The sequence below is a fragment of the Citrobacter sedlakii NBRC 105722 genome (assembly GCF_000759835.1).
Taxonomy (GTDB): domain Bacteria; phylum Pseudomonadota; class Gammaproteobacteria; order Enterobacterales; family Enterobacteriaceae; genus Citrobacter_A; species Citrobacter_A sedlakii.
The window spans coordinates 271,775-290,667 of record NZ_BBNB01000003.1; the positions used below are offsets into that span (position 1 = coordinate 271,775).

The window sequence follows — 18,893 nt, forward strand, 5'->3', positions numbered from 1 at the left end:
ACGAGCTATATCACGGATTACCTTACTTTACGTTTCGTTTTTGCCGCTGAGCCATACTTATAAGCTCTGGGTCTTATAAGGATACGTGCAATGCAGCTATTTATCGGCTTCGACGTGGGCGGTACCCATATTAAACATGGCGTCATTGATGAAAACGGCAACGAACTGACGTCGGATGAATTCGACACGCCGGACGATAAGAATGCCTTTAAACAGCAGTGGAAAGCGGTCGTGGAGGCGTATCAGAAAGCACATGATATCGCCGCGATCGGCGTGAGCTTTCCTGGTCATATCAACACCCACACGGGCCAGGCGGCAAAGGCCGGCGCACTCGATTATCTCGATAACGAGAATCTCTGCGAACTGTTCGCCCAACTGACGGACCTGCCCGTCACGGCGGAAAACGACGCTAACTGCGCGGCGCTGGGCGAACGCTGGCGCGGCGCGGGTCGGGACTATGAGAGCTTTGTCTGCATCACCATTGGTACCGGCATCGGCGGCGGGATCGTGGTGGAAGGCGACATTTATCGCGGTTCGCACTACCGGGCGGGCGAATTTGGCGTGATCCCCGTAGGCGATAACGGTGAATGCATGCATGAAGTCGCCTCCGCGAGCGGTCTGATGAAGGCGTGCCGCCGGGCGCTGGCGGTCCCCGAAGATGAAATGCCCGACGGCGAAGCGCTGTTCGAGCGCATGGAGAGCGACGTTCACCTGCGCGAAGCAATTGAACAATGGGCGCATTTCCTTGCGCGCGGAGTGTATAGCGTGATTTCAATGTTCGATCCGCAGGCAGTACTGATTGGCGGCGGCATCAGCGAGCAGGAAAAGATCTATAAATTACTGGATAAATATTTGCAGCGCTTCGAGGAGTGGGAAGCGCTGAAAGTACCGATTTTACCCTGCGAGTTGGGTAATCAGGCGGGACGACTCGGCGCGGTATGGCTGGCAAAGCAGAAACTGAGCCGCGGTTAACTTGCCGGATGGCGGCTGCGCTTTATCGGATCAGGCTGAACCGTACAGATCTGTAAAGCGTAGCGCCATCCGGTCGGCGTTTTACATCGCAGCGTGGAAGATCGCCACGATCTGCTCGTGTGTCGCCTGGATCGGGTTAGTCAGCCCGCAGGCATCTTTCAGCGCATTGGTCGCCAGCAGCGGAATATCCTCCTCCTTCACGCCGAGATCGCGCAGCCCTGCCGGAATATTCACCTGCTGCGCCAGCGTGCGTATGGCGTCGATACAGGCCGCGGCGCCTTCGGCGTCGTTCAACCCTTCCACATTGACGCCCATCGCCGCTGCGCAGTCACGCAGACGCGCCGCCGCGACCTGGCTGTTAAACACCTGAACGTGCGGCAACAGCACCGCATTGCACACGCCGTGCGGCAGGTTGTAGAAACCGCCGAGCTGGTGCGCCATCGCGTGAACATAACCCAGCGAGGCGTTATTAAAGGCCATTCCCGCCAGGAACTGCGCGTAGGCCATCGCTTCCCGCGCCTGCGCATTGCTGCCGTCTTCCACCGCGACGGTCAGGTTTTCGCTAATCATGGTCACGGCTTTCAGCGCGCAGGCATCGGTGATTGGCGTCGCCGCGATGGAAACGTACGCTTCAATGGCGTGGGTTAACGCGTCCATACCCGTTGCGGCGGTCAGCGACTTCGGCATTCCCATCATCAACGTTGAGTCGTTGACGGAAAGCAGCGGCGTAACGTGTTTATCGACGATCGCCATTTTAATGTGGCGTTCAGCATCGGTAATAATGCAAAAACGGGTCATTTCCGACGCCGTGCCTGCAGTGGTATTAATGGCAATCATCGGCAACTGCGGTTTAGCAGAACGATCAACCCCTTCATAATCGCGAATATCGCCGCCGTTTGCCGCCACCAGCGCAATGCCTTTCGCACAGTCATGGGGTGAGCCGCCGCCCAGCGAAATCACGCTGTCGCAGTTATTCTCCTGCAGCAGTTTCAGCCCTTCAGCCACGTTTTCGGTGGTCGGGTTTGGCTGGGTACCGTCATAGATCACGCTGAAAATAGCGCGTTCCTGTAACGCGTTTTGAATATTATCCGCCATACCCAACCGGGTGAGCATCGTGTCTGTCACAATTAACGTGCGGCGAAAGCCATATTCCACCATCGTATTCATTGCGTCATTTAATACATCAGCACCAATAATATTCACGGATGGAATGTAAAATGTAGAAGCAGCCATTTGCTCAATCCTTAATGTTGAAAAAGAGCAAAAGCATACGAGGGTGAGAAATAATAAAATATGATCGTTGCTGTTATTTTCCCAAAGAAACATTAAAAAAGCACATTAGGATAATAAACTAATGTGCTTTCATAGGAATCACTATTTATATTATCTCAATTCATTTGAAATATAAATAAGTAATGTTATTGTCTGGCCGGGAATAATAACGCATCGCGTAATAAATGATCGTTGCCACGGCGGCGGGTAAAGCCGATGCGGTCAAAATATTCCAGAATCTGAATGGCCAGTTTACGCCCAACGCCCAGACGGTCACGGAAATCCGCCGCGCACGTTGACCCTCTCTCTTGATCCAGCTCACGGATCAGCGTGGCGAAGGCAACAATGCGATCGTTACGGTAATAACGATCTTTTACGATCGCAGTAATCATTCCCTGCTGTGCCGCCTGCCGTAGCACAAGGCGCATGGTCTGCTCCTCCGTGGCCGTTTCCCGCGCAAGATCGCGTACCCACCAGGGGTCGTCTGCAAACAGCGGCTCCACGTTTTGCCAGATCGCCGCCTGCTCATCGCTGAATCCCGCTTTGTGATCGGGCAAATGCAACCAGCCATGATGGCTATGAATTTCGCCGCTTTCACGCATTTGCTCAATCAGCAACAGCACCAGCGCTTCATCTTCCATCGGCAGCGCCATCCGCCGCAGGCGTTCACGCCCAGGCCCCGGCTCATCGCGGTGTTGCTCATGATAGGTCGCCAGCGTGTCGAGAATTTTACGCTGCCAGCGGGCGGCAACCGGGGCGTTTAGCAGACTGTCGCCTGCCTGGATAAACCCATGCTGCTGGACACACTGTCGCATACCGTCGCCATTAAGCTGGCGCGCCCAGGCAAATGCAGGCAGATTCACCGCTCCGCGCTGAAGATGCACAGCAAGCGCGGCGCCATCGTCGGTGGTTTCTGCCAACGACGCCAGCCACTGTAAATAGTCCGGCTTACGCTTTCCGCGACGCGGGGGGTTAAGCGCAACCACGCGCGCGCCCGCCAGCGTGGCCCGCGCAGAAATATCGCGCAGTACCAGCCGATCGTTATCCGCCAGCAGCAGCGGGGTGTCGAAAACCAGTTCCGCGAGGTTATTGTCCAGCAGCGAGACCCGTCCGGTGACATGACTGGCGGCATGGTGGATATGCAGCGGCTGCCATTGGGTTAACGGCGCGTGGTTTTCCAGCGCCACAATAATACGGCTAAACGGCTCGGGGGGTTTCGCCGAGAGCAGCCAGTCACCCCGGCGCAGTTGTTCTTTTTCGGCGTCACCAGCGATATTCAGCGCGATACGTTGCCCGGCATGCGCGTGTTCTGTCGCCTGATTTTGCGCGTGCAATCCGCGCACGCGCATAGGTTTGTTGACGCCCGTCAGCCACAGCGTGTCGCCTTGCTGCACTTCTCCGCTCAGCGCCGTCCCCGTCACCACTAGCCCGGCGCCCTTTACGCTAAAGGCGCGGTCGATAGCCAGACGGAAGGTCTGGTGACTGGCATGCTGGCGTGCCGGTAACTGCTGCAGGTGCTCGCGAAGCGCCTCAATGCCTCGCCCTTCATTGGCGGCGGTCACGAATAACGTCGCCCCGGCAAAGCCATACTCACGCAGCACCTCTTGTACCTGCTGCTCAACGTCTGACACGCGTGCGTCATCAACCCGGTCGGCCTTGGTTAACGCCACCGTCAGCGTCGGGCTGCCGGTTAATTGTAATATCGCCAGGTGCTCGCGGGTTTGCGCCATCACGCCATCATCGCAGGCCACCACCAGCAGCGCATGATCGATACCGCCCACGCCCGCCAGCATATTAGAGAGAAACTTTTCATGTCCGGGCACGTCGATAAAACCCAGCACGCGCCCGTCCGGCTGCGGCCAGTAGGCGTAGCCCAGATCGATCGTCATCCCGCGCTTTTTTTCTTCCGGCAGACGATCGGCATTCACGCCCGTGATCGCCTGTAGCAGCGTCGTTTTCCCGTGGTCAACGTGTCCGGCGGTCGCAATAATCATTTCAACAACATCTCCATAAACCGGGTCTCATCTTCAAGGCAGCGCAAATCCAGCCACAGGCGACCATCGTTAATCCGCCCAATAACCGGAACGGGCAGCGCTCGCCAGCGGCTCGCCAGCGCCGCCAGACGGCTGCCGCGCCCGTCGTGCGGGGTAAAGGTTAATGCCGCGCTCGGCAAGCGATCAACCGGTAATGAACCGCTGCCGATCTGCGACAGACACGGCGTCACGCTGACCGCAAAGTCATTTGCATAATGTTTGGCAAGCGAGACCTGTAACCGCTGCGCCTGGGCGGTAATCGCCTCCTGAGGGCGGGTTAACGCCCGCAATGTCGGCAGTTTTTGCGCCAACGCTTCCGGATGCAAATACAGCCGTAGCGTCGCCTCCAGCGCCGCAAGGGTCATTTTATCCGCCCGCAGCGCGCGCTTCAGTGGGTGACTTTGCAGTTGCGCAATCATCTCTTTTTTGCCGACGATAATACCCGCTTGCGGACCGCCGAGCAGTTTATCGCCGGAAAAGCTCACCAGACTGACGCCCGCGGCAATCAGTTGCTGCGGCATCGGCTCTTTCGGCAGACCGTACTGGCTGAGATCAATCAGCGAACCGCTGCCAAGATCGGCCACCACCGGAATATCCAGTTGCTGGCCGATCTGCGCCAGTTCGCTCTCGTCTATCGCTTTGGTAAAGCCTTCAATGCTGTAGTTACTGGTGTGGACCTTCATCAACAGCCCGGTGTTTTCATTTACCGCCTGGCGATAATCTTTCGCGTGCGTGCGGTTGGTGGTGCCTACTTCATGAAGCGTACAGCCCGCCTGGCGCATCACGTCAGGAATGCGAAACGCGCCGCCAATCTCTACCAGTTCGCCGCGCGAGACCACCACCTCTTTCCCCGCCGCCGTTGCCGCCAGCATTAACAATACCGCCGCCGCGTTGTTATTGACGATACAGGCGTCTTCTGCGCCGGTAATGCGGCACAGTAACTCCGCCAGCGCGCGGTCACGGTGGCCGCGCCCGGCGCCGTCGAGATCGTACTCCAGCGTCACCGGTGAACGCATGGCCTGCGCCACCGCCGCTATCGCCTCTTCCGCCTGCAATGCGCGGCCAAGATTCGTGTGCAGCACCGTACCGGTCAGATTGATTACCGGACGCAGCGCGCTCTGAGCCGCTTTCTGCAGGCGGACGCTAACTTCCTGCGCCCAGTTGTCGCTCCACACGGGCAGCGCCTGGGTATCACGTATCGTCTCTCTGGCCTCGTCCAGCATCTGGCGAAGGAGTTCAACGACACGGGTATGCCCGTGGCTGTCACACAGGGTAAGAAATGCACTTTCACGCAATAAGCGATCAATGGCAGGAAGCTGACTGTACAGCGAACGCGTTTCGGTTGTCATGGGATAGCCTGGCGGTTGGTGATCCTCTCCATGTGCGGAGAGGCGTTTCGACATAAGGGGGATTGTAACGTGAGATGGCTCAGGCGGACATAATACGTATCAAGCCTTTGGCGGTTCCGTGCGGGCAAAACTTTCGCGGCTAAACAGGGTTTCCACCAGTTTTACCAGGTTAGGACGGTCCACGCACCAGCCCGGCGACACGCGACGGAAGTTGAGATAGCCCACGGCGCAAGCAATCGCGATAGTCGCCAGATTCACCGTATCGGGTTTAATGGTTCCGTCCACCAGATAGCCTTCCAGCGCATCCAGACTGCGGGTGATTTTTTCACGCTGACGCAGAAGCTCATTTTCCGACTGCTGCGCCGCCGGTCGCGCCTGTTCACGCACCGACACCAGGCCAGCATCCATAATACCGTCAGCCAGGGCTTCAAGCTGGCGCACCTTCAGCGACGCCAGCGGCTCGCGCGGTAGCATCGCCGGGGCGATGTCCAGCAGTTCGATATATTCGGCAATGATTGGCGAATCAAACCAGTATTCTCCATCATCGGTCACCAGCGCCGGGACTTTCCCCAATGGATTGTACTGCGCCACGCCGTTTTCCGCGTTGTACGGCAGTTCATTAACAAATTCGAAGGTGATGCCCTTTTCCAGCAGCAGAATCGAGATTTTGCGTACAAACGGGCTGGTGTAGCTACCTATGAGTTTCATACCGGGTCCTTTATGCCAACGTAGGGGGAAGACAATGCGCCAAAGAATAATCAACAGTATTCAGTATGGCTCAGATGCGTGCAAAGAGAATGAAAGTTAGCAGACTGCCAACGAAACACCGCACTGTTGTGCTGAAAATGAGAGATATGTTTTATGCGATATACGCCTGTTACGACAAGGAAAATAAAAAAGACGTTTTCATTGCTATCAGCCTCATGAGGAACAATGCATGTTCTATAAGGTATCAAGGGCAAATGCAGTTAATAACTCAATGGCGCGGCAAACGCAGAACCTGCGCTACATCACATCAGGGCAAATTCGACTGAAAATTTATTGTGATTTAAATCACAAATATTCAACAAACCGATAAAACAAAAACGTGAAACAAATCACATTTTTGTGCCATTAATGGTTCAAAAATCCACTTTGATGTTTTTCCATACAACCATTTCGTGATGCAAATCACATTAAATACCTCCCTACCCCCTATATTTATGTGATTCACATCACATAAAAGGACACAGGCTGGACAGCTGATCGATTCAGTGCCAGATTTCGCAGTATCTACAGGGTCCGGCTACCTCTGCCGCCACATTAACAAAACCTCGGGCTTCCGGCCTGCGCGACAGCAAACATAAGAAGGGGTGTTTTTATGTCATCCGATATTAAGATCAAAGTGCAAAGCTTTGGTCGATTCCTCAGCAATATGGTGATGCCAAATATCGGCGCGTTTATCGCGTGGGGTATTATCACCGCATTATTTATTCCGACAGGGTGGTTGCCAAACGAAACGCTGGCGAAGCTGGTCGGCCCGATGATTACCTATCTCCTGCCACTGCTGATCGGTTATACCGGCGGTAAACTGGTGGGCGGCGAGCGCGGCGGCGTGGTCGGGGCGATCACCACCATGGGCGTGATCGTCGGCGCAGACATGCCGATGTTCCTCGGCTCCATGATTGCAGGTCCGCTGGGCGGCTACTGCATCAAGAAATTCGACAACTGGGTAGACGGTAAGATCAAGTCCGGTTTTGAAATGCTGGTGAATAACTTCTCCGCTGGCATCATCGGGATGATCCTCGCGATTCTGGCGTTCCTCGGTATTGGTCCGCTGGTGGAAGGTTTGTCAAAAATTCTGGCGGCGGGCGTCAACTTCATGGTTGTCCATGACATGCTGCCGCTGGCGTCCATCTTTGTTGAACCAGCGAAAATCCTGTTCCTCAACAACGCCATCAACCACGGTATCTTCTCGCCGCTGGGTATTCAGCAGTCGCACGAGATGGGCAAATCCATCTTCTTCCTGATTGAAGCCAACCCGGGCCCGGGGATGGGCGTGCTGCTGGCGTACATGTTCTTTGGTCGTGGCAGTGCAAAACAGTCTGCGGGCGGTGCGGCTATCATCCACTTCCTGGGCGGGATCCACGAAATTTACTTCCCTTACGTGCTGATGAACCCACGTCTGATTCTGGCCGTTATCCTCGGCGGCATGACCGGCGTGTTCACCCTGACGCTGCTGAACGGCGGTCTGGTGTCTCCGGCGTCTCCGGGGTCTATTCTGGCGGTGCTGGCGATGACGCCAAAAGGCGCCTACTTCGCTAACATCGCGGCAATCTGTGCGGCCATGGCGGTCTCCTTCGTGGTCTCGGCGATTCTGCTGAAAACCAGCAAGGTGAAAGAAGAAGACGACATTGAAGCGGCCACCCGTCGTATGCAGGACATGAAAGCAGAATCCAAAGGCGGCACGCCGCTGTCTGCAGGCGATGTCACCAACGACCTGAGCCATGTGCGTAAAATCATCGTAGCCTGCGACGCCGGTATGGGCTCCAGCGCGATGGGCGCAGGCGTGTTGCGTAAGAAAGTACAGGATGCCGGTCTGTCTCAGATTTCAGTGACCAACAGCGCCATCAATAACTTGCCGCCGGATGTTGACCTGGTCATCACCCACCGCGATCTCACCGAGCGCGCAATGCGTCAGGTTCCACAGGCACAGCATATTTCGCTGACCAATTTCCTCGACAGCGGTCTGTACGCCAGCCTGACCGAACGTCTGGTTGCGGCGCAGCGTCACACAGACAATGAAGAGAAAGTGCGTACCAGCCTGCAGGACAGTTTTGACGAAAGTAACGCTCATCTGTTCAAACTGAGCGCGGAGAACATCTTCCTCGGCCGTACCGCGGCCACCAAAGAAGAGGCCATTCGCTTTGCCGGTGAACAACTGGTTAAAGGCGGCTACGTTGAGCCGGAATACGTTGACGCGATGCTGGAACGCGAAAAATTGACCCCGACCTATCTGGGCGAATCCATTGCGGTTCCGCACGGTACGGTGGAAGCCAAAGATCGCGTACTGAAAACCGGTGTCGTGTTCTGCCAGTATCCGCAAGGCGTTCGCTTCGGTGAAGAAGAGGATGATATCGCCCGTCTGGTTATTGGTATCGCCGCACGCAATAACGAGCACATCCAGGTGATCACCAGCCTGACCAACGCGCTGGATGATGAAACTGTTATCGAACGTCTGGCTAACACCACCAGCGTCGAAGAAGTGCTTGAGCTGCTGGCAGGTCGTAAGTAAGTGCATTTGCCCGGTAGCGCTTGCGTTTGCCGGGCCCCTATTTTCCTCTCCTGTAAGGGAGAGGGTTTGGGTGAGGAACCGCTTTTCACCCCAGCCCTCTTGGGTAAAAACATTAACGAAGGTTACTACTATGAAAGCATTACATTTTGGCGCAGGTAATATCGGACGTGGCTTTATCGGCAAATTGCTGGCAGACGCGGGGATACAACTGACATTCGCTGATGTAAATCAGGTCGTGCTCGACGCCCTGAACGCCCGTCATAGCTATCAGGTGCACGTGGTGGGTGAAAATGAGCAGGTGGATACTGTTACCGGCGTTGATGCGGTAAGCAGCATCGGCGACGACGTGGTTAAGCTGATCGCCCAAGTGGATCTGGTGACCACTGCCGTTGGTCCGGTCGTGCTTGAGCGCATCGCGCCTGCCATCGCAAAAGGGCTGGCGCAGCGCAAAGCGCAGGGTATCGACACCCCCCTGAACATCATCGCCTGTGAAAACATGGTCCGTGGCACCACGCAGCTGAAAGGCCATGTCATGAACGCGCTGGCGGAAGATGACAAGGCATGGGTGGAGGCGCACGTCGGCTTCGTCGACTCCGCGGTGGATCGTATTGTTCCCCCTTCCGCCTCCGCTACGCACGATCCGCTGGAAGTGACCGTTGAAACGTTCAGCGAGTGGATTGTCGACAAAACGCAGTTTAAAGGCGCGCTGCCGGACATCCCGGGAATGGAATTAACTGATAACCTGATGGCATTTGTCGAACGTAAACTCTTCACGCTGAACACCGGGCATGCTATAACCGCCTACCTCGGAAAATTGACCGGTCATCAGACTATCCGCGACGCGATCCTCGACGAGAAAATCCGCGCGGTGGTAAAAGGGGCGATGGAGGAGAGCGGCGCGGTGCTGATCAAACGCTACGGTTTTGATGCAGACAAGCACGCGGCGTATATCCAGAAAATTCTTGGCCGTTTCGAAAACCCGTACCTGAAAGACGACGTTGAGCGCGTTGGCCGTCAGCCGCTGCGGAAACTGAGCGCCGGTGATCGGTTGATTAAACCACTGCTGGGCACGCTGGAATATGGCCTGCCGCATCTGAACCTGGTGAAAGGCATTGCCGCGGCGATGCATTTCCGTAGTGAAGACGATCCGCAGGCGCAGGAACTGGCGGCGCTGATTGCCGACAAAGGCCCTCAGGCCGCTCTGGCGCAGGTTTCCGAACTGGATGCCAGCAGCGAAGTCGTGGCCGAGGCCGTAAACGCGTATAACGCGATCAAATGATGCAAAATACGGCGCAGGCGAACCTGCGCCCGAATGAAAGATTGTCAGATATGCAGGCAATAATGGAAGAAACCCAGGCCTTTGAAAACCGTGTGCTTGAGCGTCTGAATGCTGGCAAAACCGTACGAAGTTTCCTGATCACCGCCGTCGAGTTACTCACCGAGGCGGTGAACATTCTGGTGCTTCAGGTGTTTCGCAAAGACGACTACGCGGTGAAATACGCAGTAGAACCGTTACTCGACGGCGACGGACCGCTGGGCGATCTGTCGGTGCGCCTGAAACTTATCTATGGCCTCGGCGTGCTGAGTCGTCCAGAGTATGAGGATGCGGAGCTATTGATGGCGCTGCGTGAAGAGATGAACCATGATGGCAATGAGTACGCGTTTACCGACGATGAAATTCTCGGACCGTTCGGCGAACTTCACTGCGTGACGGCGCTACCGCCGCCGCCGCAGTTTGATGCCTCCGACCCGGCGCTGTACGCCATGCAAATCCAGCGCTACCAGCAAGCGGTACGCTCGACAATGGTGCTTTCCCTGACTGAGCTGATTTCTAAAATCAGCTTAAAAAAAGCCTTCCAGAAATAGGCCCGGTTGTCTCACACCTTATCTTCCAGCTTTGGCTGATACAGCTGCCGATAATATTCCAGCCGGTCGAGATACATCTTCGCATGCTCCAGCGGGATATCATTCGGGACCGTATCGCGCGCAGGCGTTTTATTCAGGTATTCCCGGAACGCCTGACTTGAGGCCATAAAATCAATGGCTTTATCAATCAGATGTGGAACATTTTCACCCATTTTCGCCATGAGAAGTCCTCCCTCTGTCAACGCTATAAACAAACGCAGCCGCCAATTTTAGTTTAGGATCAGAAACGCGAACGGGTTGAGGAAAACGTGCTTAAACATGATCCTGGGCAGAAAATGACGAGCCTGACTCTTTTCCTGGCAAAAAGCCTTTTTTATCAGCCAGGTAACTATGATGTCTGCGCGGCCATTCTTATCCGTTTTGATTATTTTTTAGCGATTGATTGTGAAGAAACCCGCTCAGCGCGCATACTATAGGGCATTCCCTTTATTTCTATCAGAAGCCATACCATGAAAGAAGTCGAAAAAAACGAAATTAAACGCCTGAGCGATCGCCTTGATGCTGTTCGCCACCAGCAGGCTGAACTGTCGCTGGTCGAGGCCGCCGATAAGTACGCGGAGCTGGAAAAAGAGAAAACCACGCTCGAAACGGAGATCGCCCGCCTGCGCGAAGTGCACAGCCAGAAACTGAGCAAAGAAGCGCAAAAGCTGATGAATATGCCGTTCCGCCGCGCAATCAGTAAAAAAGAGCAGGCCGATATGGGCAAGCTGAAAAAAAGCGTGCGTGGTCTGGTGGTCGTACATCCAATGACCGCCCTGGGCCGTGAAATGGGTTTGGAAGAAATGACCGGCTTTTCAAAGACTGAATTCTAAATGCGTTACGGGTGGCGCTTCGCCGCCCTAATCCACGCGCAAATTGGCCCTACCAATCCCCCTCCTTTGCGTCCACTGGTTCACACTTCGCTGATTTAGCCTTACACTATCGTTGCCAATACATAACATTTGGTTAACCATTTGTTGTCATTATCCCTACACAACAATATTGGCAGGACCACTTTTACACATAATGTGACGTCGAGATGAGCACAGACTCATAGCATTATGCGCGTGGCCCTCAGGAGACCTGCAATGAATCTCTGGCAACAAAACTACGATCCGGCCGGGAATATCTGGCTGTCCAGCCTGATCGCATCGCTCCCGATTCTGTTTTTCTTCTTCGCGCTGATCAAGCTCAAGCTGAAAGGCTATGTTGCCGCCTCGTGGACGGTGGTTATCGCGCTGGCTGTGGCGCTGCTGTTTTACAAAATGCCGGTCGATCGCGCGCTGGCCTCGGTGGTGTATGGTTTCTTCTATGGTTTGTGGCCGATTGCCTGGATCATTATCGCTGCTGTGTTTGTCTACAAAATCTCGGTGAAAACCGGGCAGTTCGACATTATCCGCTCGTCGATTCTGTCGATTACCCCTGACCAGCGCCTGCAAATGCTGATCGTCGGCTTCTCCTTTGGCGCGTTTCTGGAGGGGGCTGCGGGGTTCGGCGCCCCGGTGGCGATTACCGCCGCCTTGCTGGTTGGACTGGGCTTTAATCCGCTTTACGCCGCCGGGCTTTGCCTGATCGTCAACACTGCGCCAGTGGCGTTTGGCGCAATGGGGATCCCGATTCTGGTTGCCGGGCAGGTAACCGGACTGGACAGTTTTGAGATCGGCCAGATGGTGGGCCGCCAGCTGCCGTTCCTGACCATCATCGTACTGTTCTGGATCATGGCGATTATGGACGGCTGGCGCGGCATTAAAGAGACCTGGCCCGCGGTGATGGTAGCGGGCGGCTCGTTCGCGATTGCTCAATACCTCAGCTCCAACTTTATCGGTCCGGAGCTGCCGGACATCATTTCCTCACTGGTGTCGCTGGTCTGCCTGACGCTGTTCCTGAAACGCTGGCAGCCGGTGCGTATTTTCCGCTTTGCGGATATGGGGGCTTCCCATGTGGATCAGACGCTGGCGCGCACTGGCTACACCGCCGGGCAGATTGTTCGCGCGTGGTCGCCGTTCCTGTTCCTGACAGCCACCGTGACGCTGTGGAGCGTACCGCCGTTTAAAGCCCTGTTCGCCCCAGGCGGCGCGCTGTACGACTGGGTGATTAACATCCCGGTTCCGTTCCTCGACAAGCTGATTGCCCGCATGCCGCCGGTAGTCAACGAAGCAACCGCCTATGCCGCCGTGTATAAATTCGACTGGTTCTCAGCGACCGGTACCGCCATTCTGTTCGCCGCGCTGCTGTCCATCGTCTGGCTAAAGATGAAGCCTTCCGCCGCCATCCAGACCTTTGGCAGCACCCTGAAGGAGCTGGCGCTGCCTATCTACTCCATCGGGATGGTGCTGGCGTTCGCGTTTATCTCTAACTATTCCGGTCTTTCGTCAACGCTGGCATTAGCGCTGGCGCATACCGGCAGCGCCTTCACCTTCTTCTCGCCGTTCCTCGGCTGGCTGGGCGTGTTCCTCACCGGCTCAGATACCTCATCGAATGCGCTGTTTGCCGCGCTGCAGGCTACCGCCGCCCAGCAAATTGGCGTGTCGGATGTGCTGATGGTCGCTGCAAACACCACCGGCGGGGTCACCGGCAAGATGATTTCGCCGCAGTCCATTGCTATCGCCTGCGCGGCGGTAGGACTGGTCGGTAAAGAGTCGGACTTGTTCCGTTTCACCGTCAAACACAGCCTGATCTTCACCTGCATGGTGGGCGTGATCACCACGCTTCAGGCGTATGTCTTAACCTGGATGATCCCGTGATTGTGATGCCAAAACGCCTGTCCGACGAGATAGCCTCTCGTGTGCGGGCGCTGATTGAAGAACAGCAGCTGGAGGCGGGTATGAAGCTGCCCGCCGAACGCCAGCTTGCCCAGCAGCTTGGCGTGTCGCGCAACTCTTTGCGCGAAGCGCTGGCGAAATTAGTGAGCGAAGGCGTCCTGCTCAGCCGTCGCGGTGGAGGGACGTTTGTCCGCTGGCAGCATGAAGAGTGGTCTGAGCAAAACATCGTACAGCCGCTCAAAACGCTGATGGCCGACGACCCGGACTACAGCTTCGACATTCTGGAAGCCCGCCACGCCATCGAAGCCAGCACCGCCTGGCATGCCGCCCTGCGCGCTACCCAGGCAGATAAAGAAAAAATCAGGCTCTGCTTTGACGCGACCCTCAGCGAAGATCCGGACATCGCCTCTCAGGCCGACGTTCGGTTTCATCTCGCCATCGCCGAGGCGTCACACAATGTGGTGCTGTTGCAGACCATGCGCGGATTCTTCGACGTACTGCACTCGTCGGTAAAACAGAGTCGCCAGCGTATGTACCTTGTCCCGCCGGTCTTTGCAAAGCTGACGGAGCAACATCAGGCGGTCATGGACGCCATTCTTGCCGGTGACGCCGACGGCGCGCGTAAAGCGATGATGGCGCATCTCAGCTTCGTCCACGCCACCATTAAACAATTTGATGAAGATCAGGCCCGCCAGGCGCGAATCACCCGCCTGCCCGGCGACCACAATGAGCATTCCAGGGAGAACAAAGCATGATTATCTCAGCAGCCAGCGATTATCGCGCCGCAGCCCAGCGCATTCTGCCTCCGTTTCTGTTCCACTACATTGACGGCGGCGCCTATGCGGAATACACCCTGCGCCGCAATGTAGAGGATTTATCGGAAGTGGCGCTGCGTCAGCGCGTTTTGAAAAACATGTCTGACTTAAGCCTGGAAACCACCCTCTTTAAAGAAAAGCTGTCGATGCCGGTGGCGCTGGCGCCGGTTGGCCTCTGCGGCATGTACGCCCGCCGAGGCGAAGTGCAGGCCGCTGCCGCCGCGGATGCGAAGGGGATTCCGTTTACCCTTTCCACCGTGTCCGTTTGCCCAATCGAAGAGGTGGCGCCGACCCTTAACCGTCCGATGTGGTTCCAGCTGTACGTGCTGCGCGACCGCGGTTTTATGCGTAACGCGCTGGAGCGGGCGAAAGCGGCAGGCTGTTCAACGCTGGTCTTTACGGTCGATATGCCAACACCCGGCGCGCGCTACCGCGACGCACATTCAGGCATGAGCGGTCCAAACGCCGCGCTGCGCCGTTACTGGCAGGCGGTGACCCATCCACAATGGGCGTGGGACGTAGGCCTGAACGGTCGTCCGCATGATTTAGGCAACATTTCGACCTATCTTGGCAAACCAACCGGGTTGGAAGATTACATCGGCTGGCTGGCAAATAACTTCGATCCGTCAATTTCGTGGAAAGACCTTGAATGGATCCGTGACTTCTGGGACGGCCCGATGGTGATCAAAGGGATCCTCGACCCGGAAGACGCTCGCGACGCGGTGCGCTTTGGTGCGGACGGCATTGTGGTGTCTAACCACGGCGGACGCCAGCTCGACGGCGTGCTCTCCTCCGCGCGCGCCCTGCCCGCGATTGCCGACGCGGTAAAAGGCGACATCGCTATTCTGGCCGACAGTGGTATCCGTAACGGGCTTGACGTGGTACGCATGATTGCGCTGGGCGCAGATAGCGTGCTGCTGGGCCGCGCGTATCTTTACGCGCTGGCCACCGCCGGCCAGGCGGGCGTCGCCAACCTGCTGAACCTGATCGAAAAAGAGATGAAAGTCGCGATGACGCTGACCGGCGCGAAATCCATTAGCGAAATAAGCAAAGACTCGCTGGTTCAGGAGATCGGCAACCTTCCCGCGGCGCTGGCCCCCCTCGCGCAGGGTGATGCCGCGTAGTGAACGTGCTATGCTGCCCCGCGCAATTGAAGGGGCAGCAAACATGCTTAATATCGTTTTATTCGAACCAGAAATCCCACCCAATACCGGCAACATCATTCGCCTGTGCGCTAACACGGGCTTTCGTCTGCATATCATTGAGCCGATGGGCTTTACCTGGGACGACAAACGCCTGCGTCGTGCGGGACTGGACTACCATGAATTTGCCGCCGTGGCGCGCCATCGTGATTACGCGGCGTTTCAGGAAGCCGAAAAGCCACAGCGTCTGTTTGCCCTCACCACCAAAGGGACGCCCGCCCACAGCGCGGTGAGCTATCAGGACGGGGATTATTTGATGTTTGGCCCGGAGACGCGCGGCTTACATGCCAGCATTCTTGATGCCTTGCCTGCGGAGCAAAAAATTCGGATTCCGATGATGCCGGACAGCCGCAGTATGAACCTGTCAAACGCGGTGTCGGTGGTGGTGTACGAGGCGTGGCGACAGTTAGGGTATCCCGGCGCGGTATTGCGTAGTTGAGGGTTGTCGGGTGACGACGCTACGCTTACCCCGCCAACGAATCACGCTGAGACGGGGCATTTTTTTCGGGCGTTATCGACGCCGCCACATTGAGCACAGTCTGCACGCAGTCACCGGAGCGTACGCATAGCCCGTGAGGTGGCAAGCACAGCCTGAATTCAGGCTGGCACGTAAGATAGCCCGAAATCAGATTCCGTCGCCGTATTCGAACGTATGATGTATCCCGTTAAAATGCTGATCCATATCCATCGACGGTTTATCACTGTCCGGCTTGCCGACGATGCGCGCTGGCACCCCTGCGGCGGTGGTGTGCGGCGGTACAGGCTGTAACACCACAGAACCCGCGCCGATTTTTGCTCCGCGTCCAACTTCAATATTGCCAAGGATCTTCGCCCCGGCGCCAATCATCACCCCTTCACGGATCTTCGGATGGCGATCGCCGCTGGTTTTGCCGGTGCCGCCAAGGGTGACCGACTGCAGAATCGACACGTCATCTTCAATTACCGCGGTTTCGCCCACCACGATGCCAGTGGCGTGGTCGAGCATGATCCCGCGTCCGATCCGCGCAGCCGGGTGGATATCGACCTGGAACGTCACAGATACCTGATTTTGTAAGAAGATAGCCAGCGCGCGGCGACCTTCGTTCCACAACCAGTGGCCGATGCGATAAGCCTGTAGGGCGTGAAAACCCTTCAGGTATAACAGCGGGGTGGAATATTTATCAACCGCCGGGTCGCGAGTGCGCACCGCCTGAATATCGCAGGCTGCCGAGGCAATCATCTCCGGGTCGGCGGCGTAGGCTTCCTCCACTACTTCCCGAATGGCAATCGCAGGCATAATCGGCGAGGCCAGTTTGTTCGCCAGCATGTAGCTTAGCGCACTGCCCAGGTTTTCATGCTTGAGTAGCGTTGCGTGGTAAAAACTGGCCAGCATTGGCTCACAATCGGCCAGGGCACGGGCTTCGGCTTTAATATTGTTCCAGACGATATCCAGTTCTTCACACGGCATTGCGAACTCCAGGTAATGAGGCTAACGACCGGCCCGTTCTTCGCGGGCCGGGTCATTGACGAAAACAGATCCTTGCGACTAGTGGCGGCTACGCTCGTCCTTGCGTGCACGGCCTAATAAGGTCAATGCTGCCTCGCGCGCGTTTTTTCCGCAATATAATACTTGATAAATTTCCTCGGTTATTGGCATTTCGACACCAAAACGGTGCGCCAACTCGCGGACTTCTTTCGTATTGCGGTAGCCTTCCACCACCTGTCCAATCTTGTCCTGCGCGCCTTGCACATCCATGCCCTGACCGAGCATCATGCCAAAGCGGCGGTTACGCGACTGATTGTCAGTACAGGTCAGCACCAGATCGCCCAGTCCCGCCATCCCCATAAAGGTGGCCGGATCGGCGCCCAGCGCCGCGCCCAGACGCGACATTTCCGCCAGTCCACGCGTGATAAGCGCGGTGCGAGCGTTAGCGCCAAAGCCGATGCCGTCTGACATCCCGGCGCCAATCGCAATCACATTTTTCACCGCGCCGCCAAGTTGAACGCCAATGAAGTCCGGATTGCTGTAGACGCGGAAACTTTTGCCGCAGTGAAGCAACTGCTGAAGGTCGTCGGCGAAGGTGTCGTCAGTTGACGCCAGCGAGATGGCCGTCGGTAATCCCGCCGCCAACTCTTTCGCAAAGGTCGGACCGGAGATGACCGCCAGCGGAATTTGATCGCCCAGCGCCTCGCGCGCAACGTCCTGCAACAGGCGTCCCGTCTCGGCTTCAAGCCCTTTTGTCGCCCAGACCAGCCGCGCGTCAGCACGCAGCAACGGTTTGATTTGTCGCAGCACTTCCCCAAACACATGGCTTGGCACTACCACCAGAATATCGCGGCTCGCCGCCAGCGCGGTGGCTAAGTCGCTTTCGAGATGGAGCGTATCGGGAAAAGGCACGTCAGGAAGAAACACGACGTTACAGCGATCGCGCTCAAGCGTCGCAATATGTTGCGGATCGTGGCCCCACAGGACAACCGGGTGGCCGTTTCTCGCCAGGGTGATGGCGAGAGCGGTGCCGTACGAGCCGGCACCAATCACTGTCATTGAAGCATTACGTGGGTTCATCAGGCATCCTGATGTTCTTCAGTACCTTCGCCAGCCTGCTGCTGTAAATAGTTCATGAACAGCGCATCGAAGTTAACCGGCGCAAGGTTCAGCTGCGGGAACGTACCGCGTGAAACCAGGCTGGTGATGCATTCGCGGGCATACGGGAACAGAATGTTCGGGCAGTATGCGCCCAGGCAATGCGCCATCTGGGTGCCTTCAATACCGCTAATGGAGAAAATACCGCCCTGCTGAACTTCGCACAGGAACGCCGTTTCTTCACCCAGGGAAGCGGTTACGGTGACACGCAGTACAACTTCGTACACATCATCTGCCAGTTGGGTAGATGCGGTATCAAGATCAAGTTTAACCTCTGGCTGCCAGTCTTTCTGGAAAACATGCGGCGCATTTGGCGCTTCGAAAGAGACATCTTTGGTGTAAATACGTTGGATCTGGAAAGCCATTTCGGTGTTATTTTGTTCTGACATGTGTAGAAAACCCTTTTAGTGTTGTCCTTAAAATACAGCCTAAGTCTGTGATGACGTTAGCTCAGCAGGGGATCAAGTCCACCACGCGCATCCAACGCATACAAGTCGTCACAGCCGCCAATGTGCTGTGCATCAATAAAAATCTGCGGAACCGTTGTACGGCCACTGCGCTTGATCATTTCTTCCCGTTTTACGGCGTCGCCGTCAATCGGAAGCTCCTGGAAACTCACGCCCTTGCTGTTTAACAACGCTTTCGCGCGATGGCAAAACGGGCAGGTTGCTTTGGTGTAGATCTCG

At 56.3% G+C, this 18,893-nt stretch carries 18 protein-coding genes; 9 read left to right on the forward strand and 9 right to left on the reverse strand.

From position 1 onward, the window contains the following. Window positions 1-90: 90 nt before the first annotated feature. Window positions 91-972 (forward strand): ROK family protein, encoded by an 882-nt coding sequence (locus tag CSE01S_RS08690; protein ID WP_042286886.1) that lies wholly within the window; start codon window positions 91-93, stop codon window positions 970-972. 81 nt (window positions 973-1,053) lie between these two features. On the opposite strand, the gene yiaY is transcribed toward CSE01S_RS08690, so the two are convergent. From yiaY to CSE01S_RS08710, 4 genes are all read right to left on the reverse strand, one after another. Then, window positions 1,054-2,205 (reverse strand): L-threonine dehydrogenase, encoded by a 1,152-nt coding sequence (yiaY, locus tag CSE01S_RS08695; protein ID WP_042286888.1) that lies wholly within the window; start codon window positions 2,203-2,205, stop codon window positions 1,054-1,056. Between the two features lie 185 nt (window positions 2,206-2,390). Further along, on the reverse strand, window positions 2,391-4,238 hold the full coding sequence (selB, locus tag CSE01S_RS08700; RefSeq protein ID WP_042286893.1) for a selenocysteine-specific translation elongation factor: 1,848 nt from the start codon (window positions 4,236-4,238) through the stop codon (window positions 2,391-2,393). Further along, the gene (gene selA / locus CSE01S_RS08705; RefSeq protein WP_042286896.1) at window positions 4,235-5,626 is read right to left on the reverse strand and encodes an L-seryl-tRNA(Sec) selenium transferase; all 1,392 of its coding nucleotides are present in this window, start codon (window positions 5,624-5,626) and stop codon (window positions 4,235-4,237) included. The genes selB and selA overlap by 4 nt, the downstream gene beginning before the upstream one ends. A gap of 99 nt (window positions 5,627-5,725) precedes the next feature. Beyond that, window positions 5,726-6,334 (reverse strand): glutathione S-transferase, encoded by a 609-nt coding sequence (locus CSE01S_RS08710; RefSeq protein WP_042286899.1) that lies wholly within the window; start codon window positions 6,332-6,334, stop codon window positions 5,726-5,728. Window positions 6,335-6,986: 652 nt separating this feature from the next. Between CSE01S_RS08710 and mtlA the strand changes: the two genes are divergently transcribed. The 3 genes from mtlA (at window position 6,987) to mtlR (ending at window position 10,766) form a co-directional block, all read left to right on the forward strand. Next, window positions 6,987-8,900, forward strand: a complete 1,914-nt coding sequence (gene mtlA / locus CSE01S_RS08720; RefSeq protein ID WP_042286904.1) for a PTS mannitol transporter subunit IICBA — start codon at window positions 6,987-6,989, stop codon at window positions 8,898-8,900. A gap of 130 nt (window positions 8,901-9,030) precedes the next feature. Then, complete coding sequence (mtlD, locus tag CSE01S_RS08725) at window positions 9,031-10,179, forward strand: mannitol-1-phosphate 5-dehydrogenase (RefSeq protein ID WP_042286907.1); 1,149 nt, start codon at window positions 9,031-9,033, stop codon at window positions 10,177-10,179. After that, a complete protein-coding gene (gene mtlR, locus CSE01S_RS08730; RefSeq protein WP_042286909.1) occupies window positions 10,176-10,766 on the forward strand; it encodes a mannitol operon repressor MtlR in 591 nt (196 codons plus the stop codon). Before mtlD ends, mtlR begins: the two co-directional genes overlap by 4 nt. An 11-nt stretch (window positions 10,767-10,777) precedes the next feature. On the opposite strand, the gene CSE01S_RS08735 is transcribed toward mtlR, so the two are convergent. Continuing rightward, the gene (locus CSE01S_RS08735) at window positions 10,778-10,987 is read right to left on the reverse strand and encodes a hypothetical protein (RefSeq protein WP_042286912.1); all 210 of its coding nucleotides are present in this window, start codon (window positions 10,985-10,987) and stop codon (window positions 10,778-10,780) included. Between the two features lie 288 nt (window positions 10,988-11,275). On the opposite strand from CSE01S_RS08735, the gene CSE01S_RS08740 reads away from it, so the two are divergent. The 5 genes from CSE01S_RS08740 (at window position 11,276) to trmL (ending at window position 16,023) form a co-directional block, all read left to right on the forward strand. After that, window positions 11,276-11,638, forward strand: coding sequence for a YibL family ribosome-associated protein (locus CSE01S_RS08740; RefSeq protein WP_042286914.1), 363 nt, complete (start codon window positions 11,276-11,278; stop codon window positions 11,636-11,638). Window positions 11,639-11,893: 255 nt separating this feature from the next. Further along, on the forward strand, window positions 11,894-13,549 hold the full coding sequence (gene lldP, locus CSE01S_RS08745) for an L-lactate permease (RefSeq protein ID WP_042286917.1): 1,656 nt from the start codon (window positions 11,894-11,896) through the stop codon (window positions 13,547-13,549). Further along, window positions 13,546-14,322 carry a transcriptional regulator LldR gene (gene lldR, locus CSE01S_RS08750; RefSeq protein ID WP_042286920.1) on the forward strand — a complete coding sequence of 259 codons (777 nt, stop codon included), beginning with the start codon at window positions 13,546-13,548 and terminating at the stop codon, window positions 14,320-14,322. Before lldP ends, lldR begins: the two co-directional genes overlap by 4 nt. After that, window positions 14,319-15,506 (forward strand): FMN-dependent L-lactate dehydrogenase LldD, encoded by a 1,188-nt coding sequence (lldD, locus tag CSE01S_RS08755; RefSeq protein ID WP_042286923.1) that lies wholly within the window; start codon window positions 14,319-14,321, stop codon window positions 15,504-15,506. Before lldR ends, lldD begins: the two co-directional genes overlap by 4 nt. A 43-nt stretch (window positions 15,507-15,549) precedes the next feature. Next, window positions 15,550-16,023, forward strand: a complete 474-nt coding sequence (gene trmL / locus CSE01S_RS08760; RefSeq protein WP_042286958.1) for a tRNA (uridine(34)/cytosine(34)/5-carboxymethylaminomethyluridine(34)-2'-O)-methyltransferase TrmL — start codon at window positions 15,550-15,552, stop codon at window positions 16,021-16,023. A gap of 186 nt (window positions 16,024-16,209) precedes the next feature. Here trmL and cysE read toward each other — a convergent pair whose 3' ends face one another. The 4 genes from cysE to grxC form a co-directional block, all read right to left on the reverse strand. Further along, window positions 16,210-17,031 (reverse strand): serine O-acetyltransferase, encoded by an 822-nt coding sequence (cysE, locus tag CSE01S_RS08765; protein ID WP_042286927.1) that lies wholly within the window; start codon window positions 17,029-17,031, stop codon window positions 16,210-16,212. Between the two features lie 78 nt (window positions 17,032-17,109). Further along, window positions 17,110-18,129 (reverse strand): NAD(P)H-dependent glycerol-3-phosphate dehydrogenase, encoded by a 1,020-nt coding sequence (gpsA, locus tag CSE01S_RS08770; protein WP_042286930.1) that lies wholly within the window; start codon window positions 18,127-18,129, stop codon window positions 17,110-17,112. Beyond that, the gene (secB, locus tag CSE01S_RS08775) at window positions 18,129-18,596 is read right to left on the reverse strand and encodes a protein-export chaperone SecB (RefSeq protein ID WP_003024155.1); all 468 of its coding nucleotides are present in this window, start codon (window positions 18,594-18,596) and stop codon (window positions 18,129-18,131) included. The genes gpsA and secB overlap by 1 nt, the downstream gene beginning before the upstream one ends. Before the next feature lie 56 nt (window positions 18,597-18,652). After that, window positions 18,653-18,893, reverse strand: a 241-nt coding sequence (gene grxC / locus CSE01S_RS08780; protein WP_072014971.1) for a glutaredoxin 3, incomplete at its 5' end; no start/stop codon positions are given.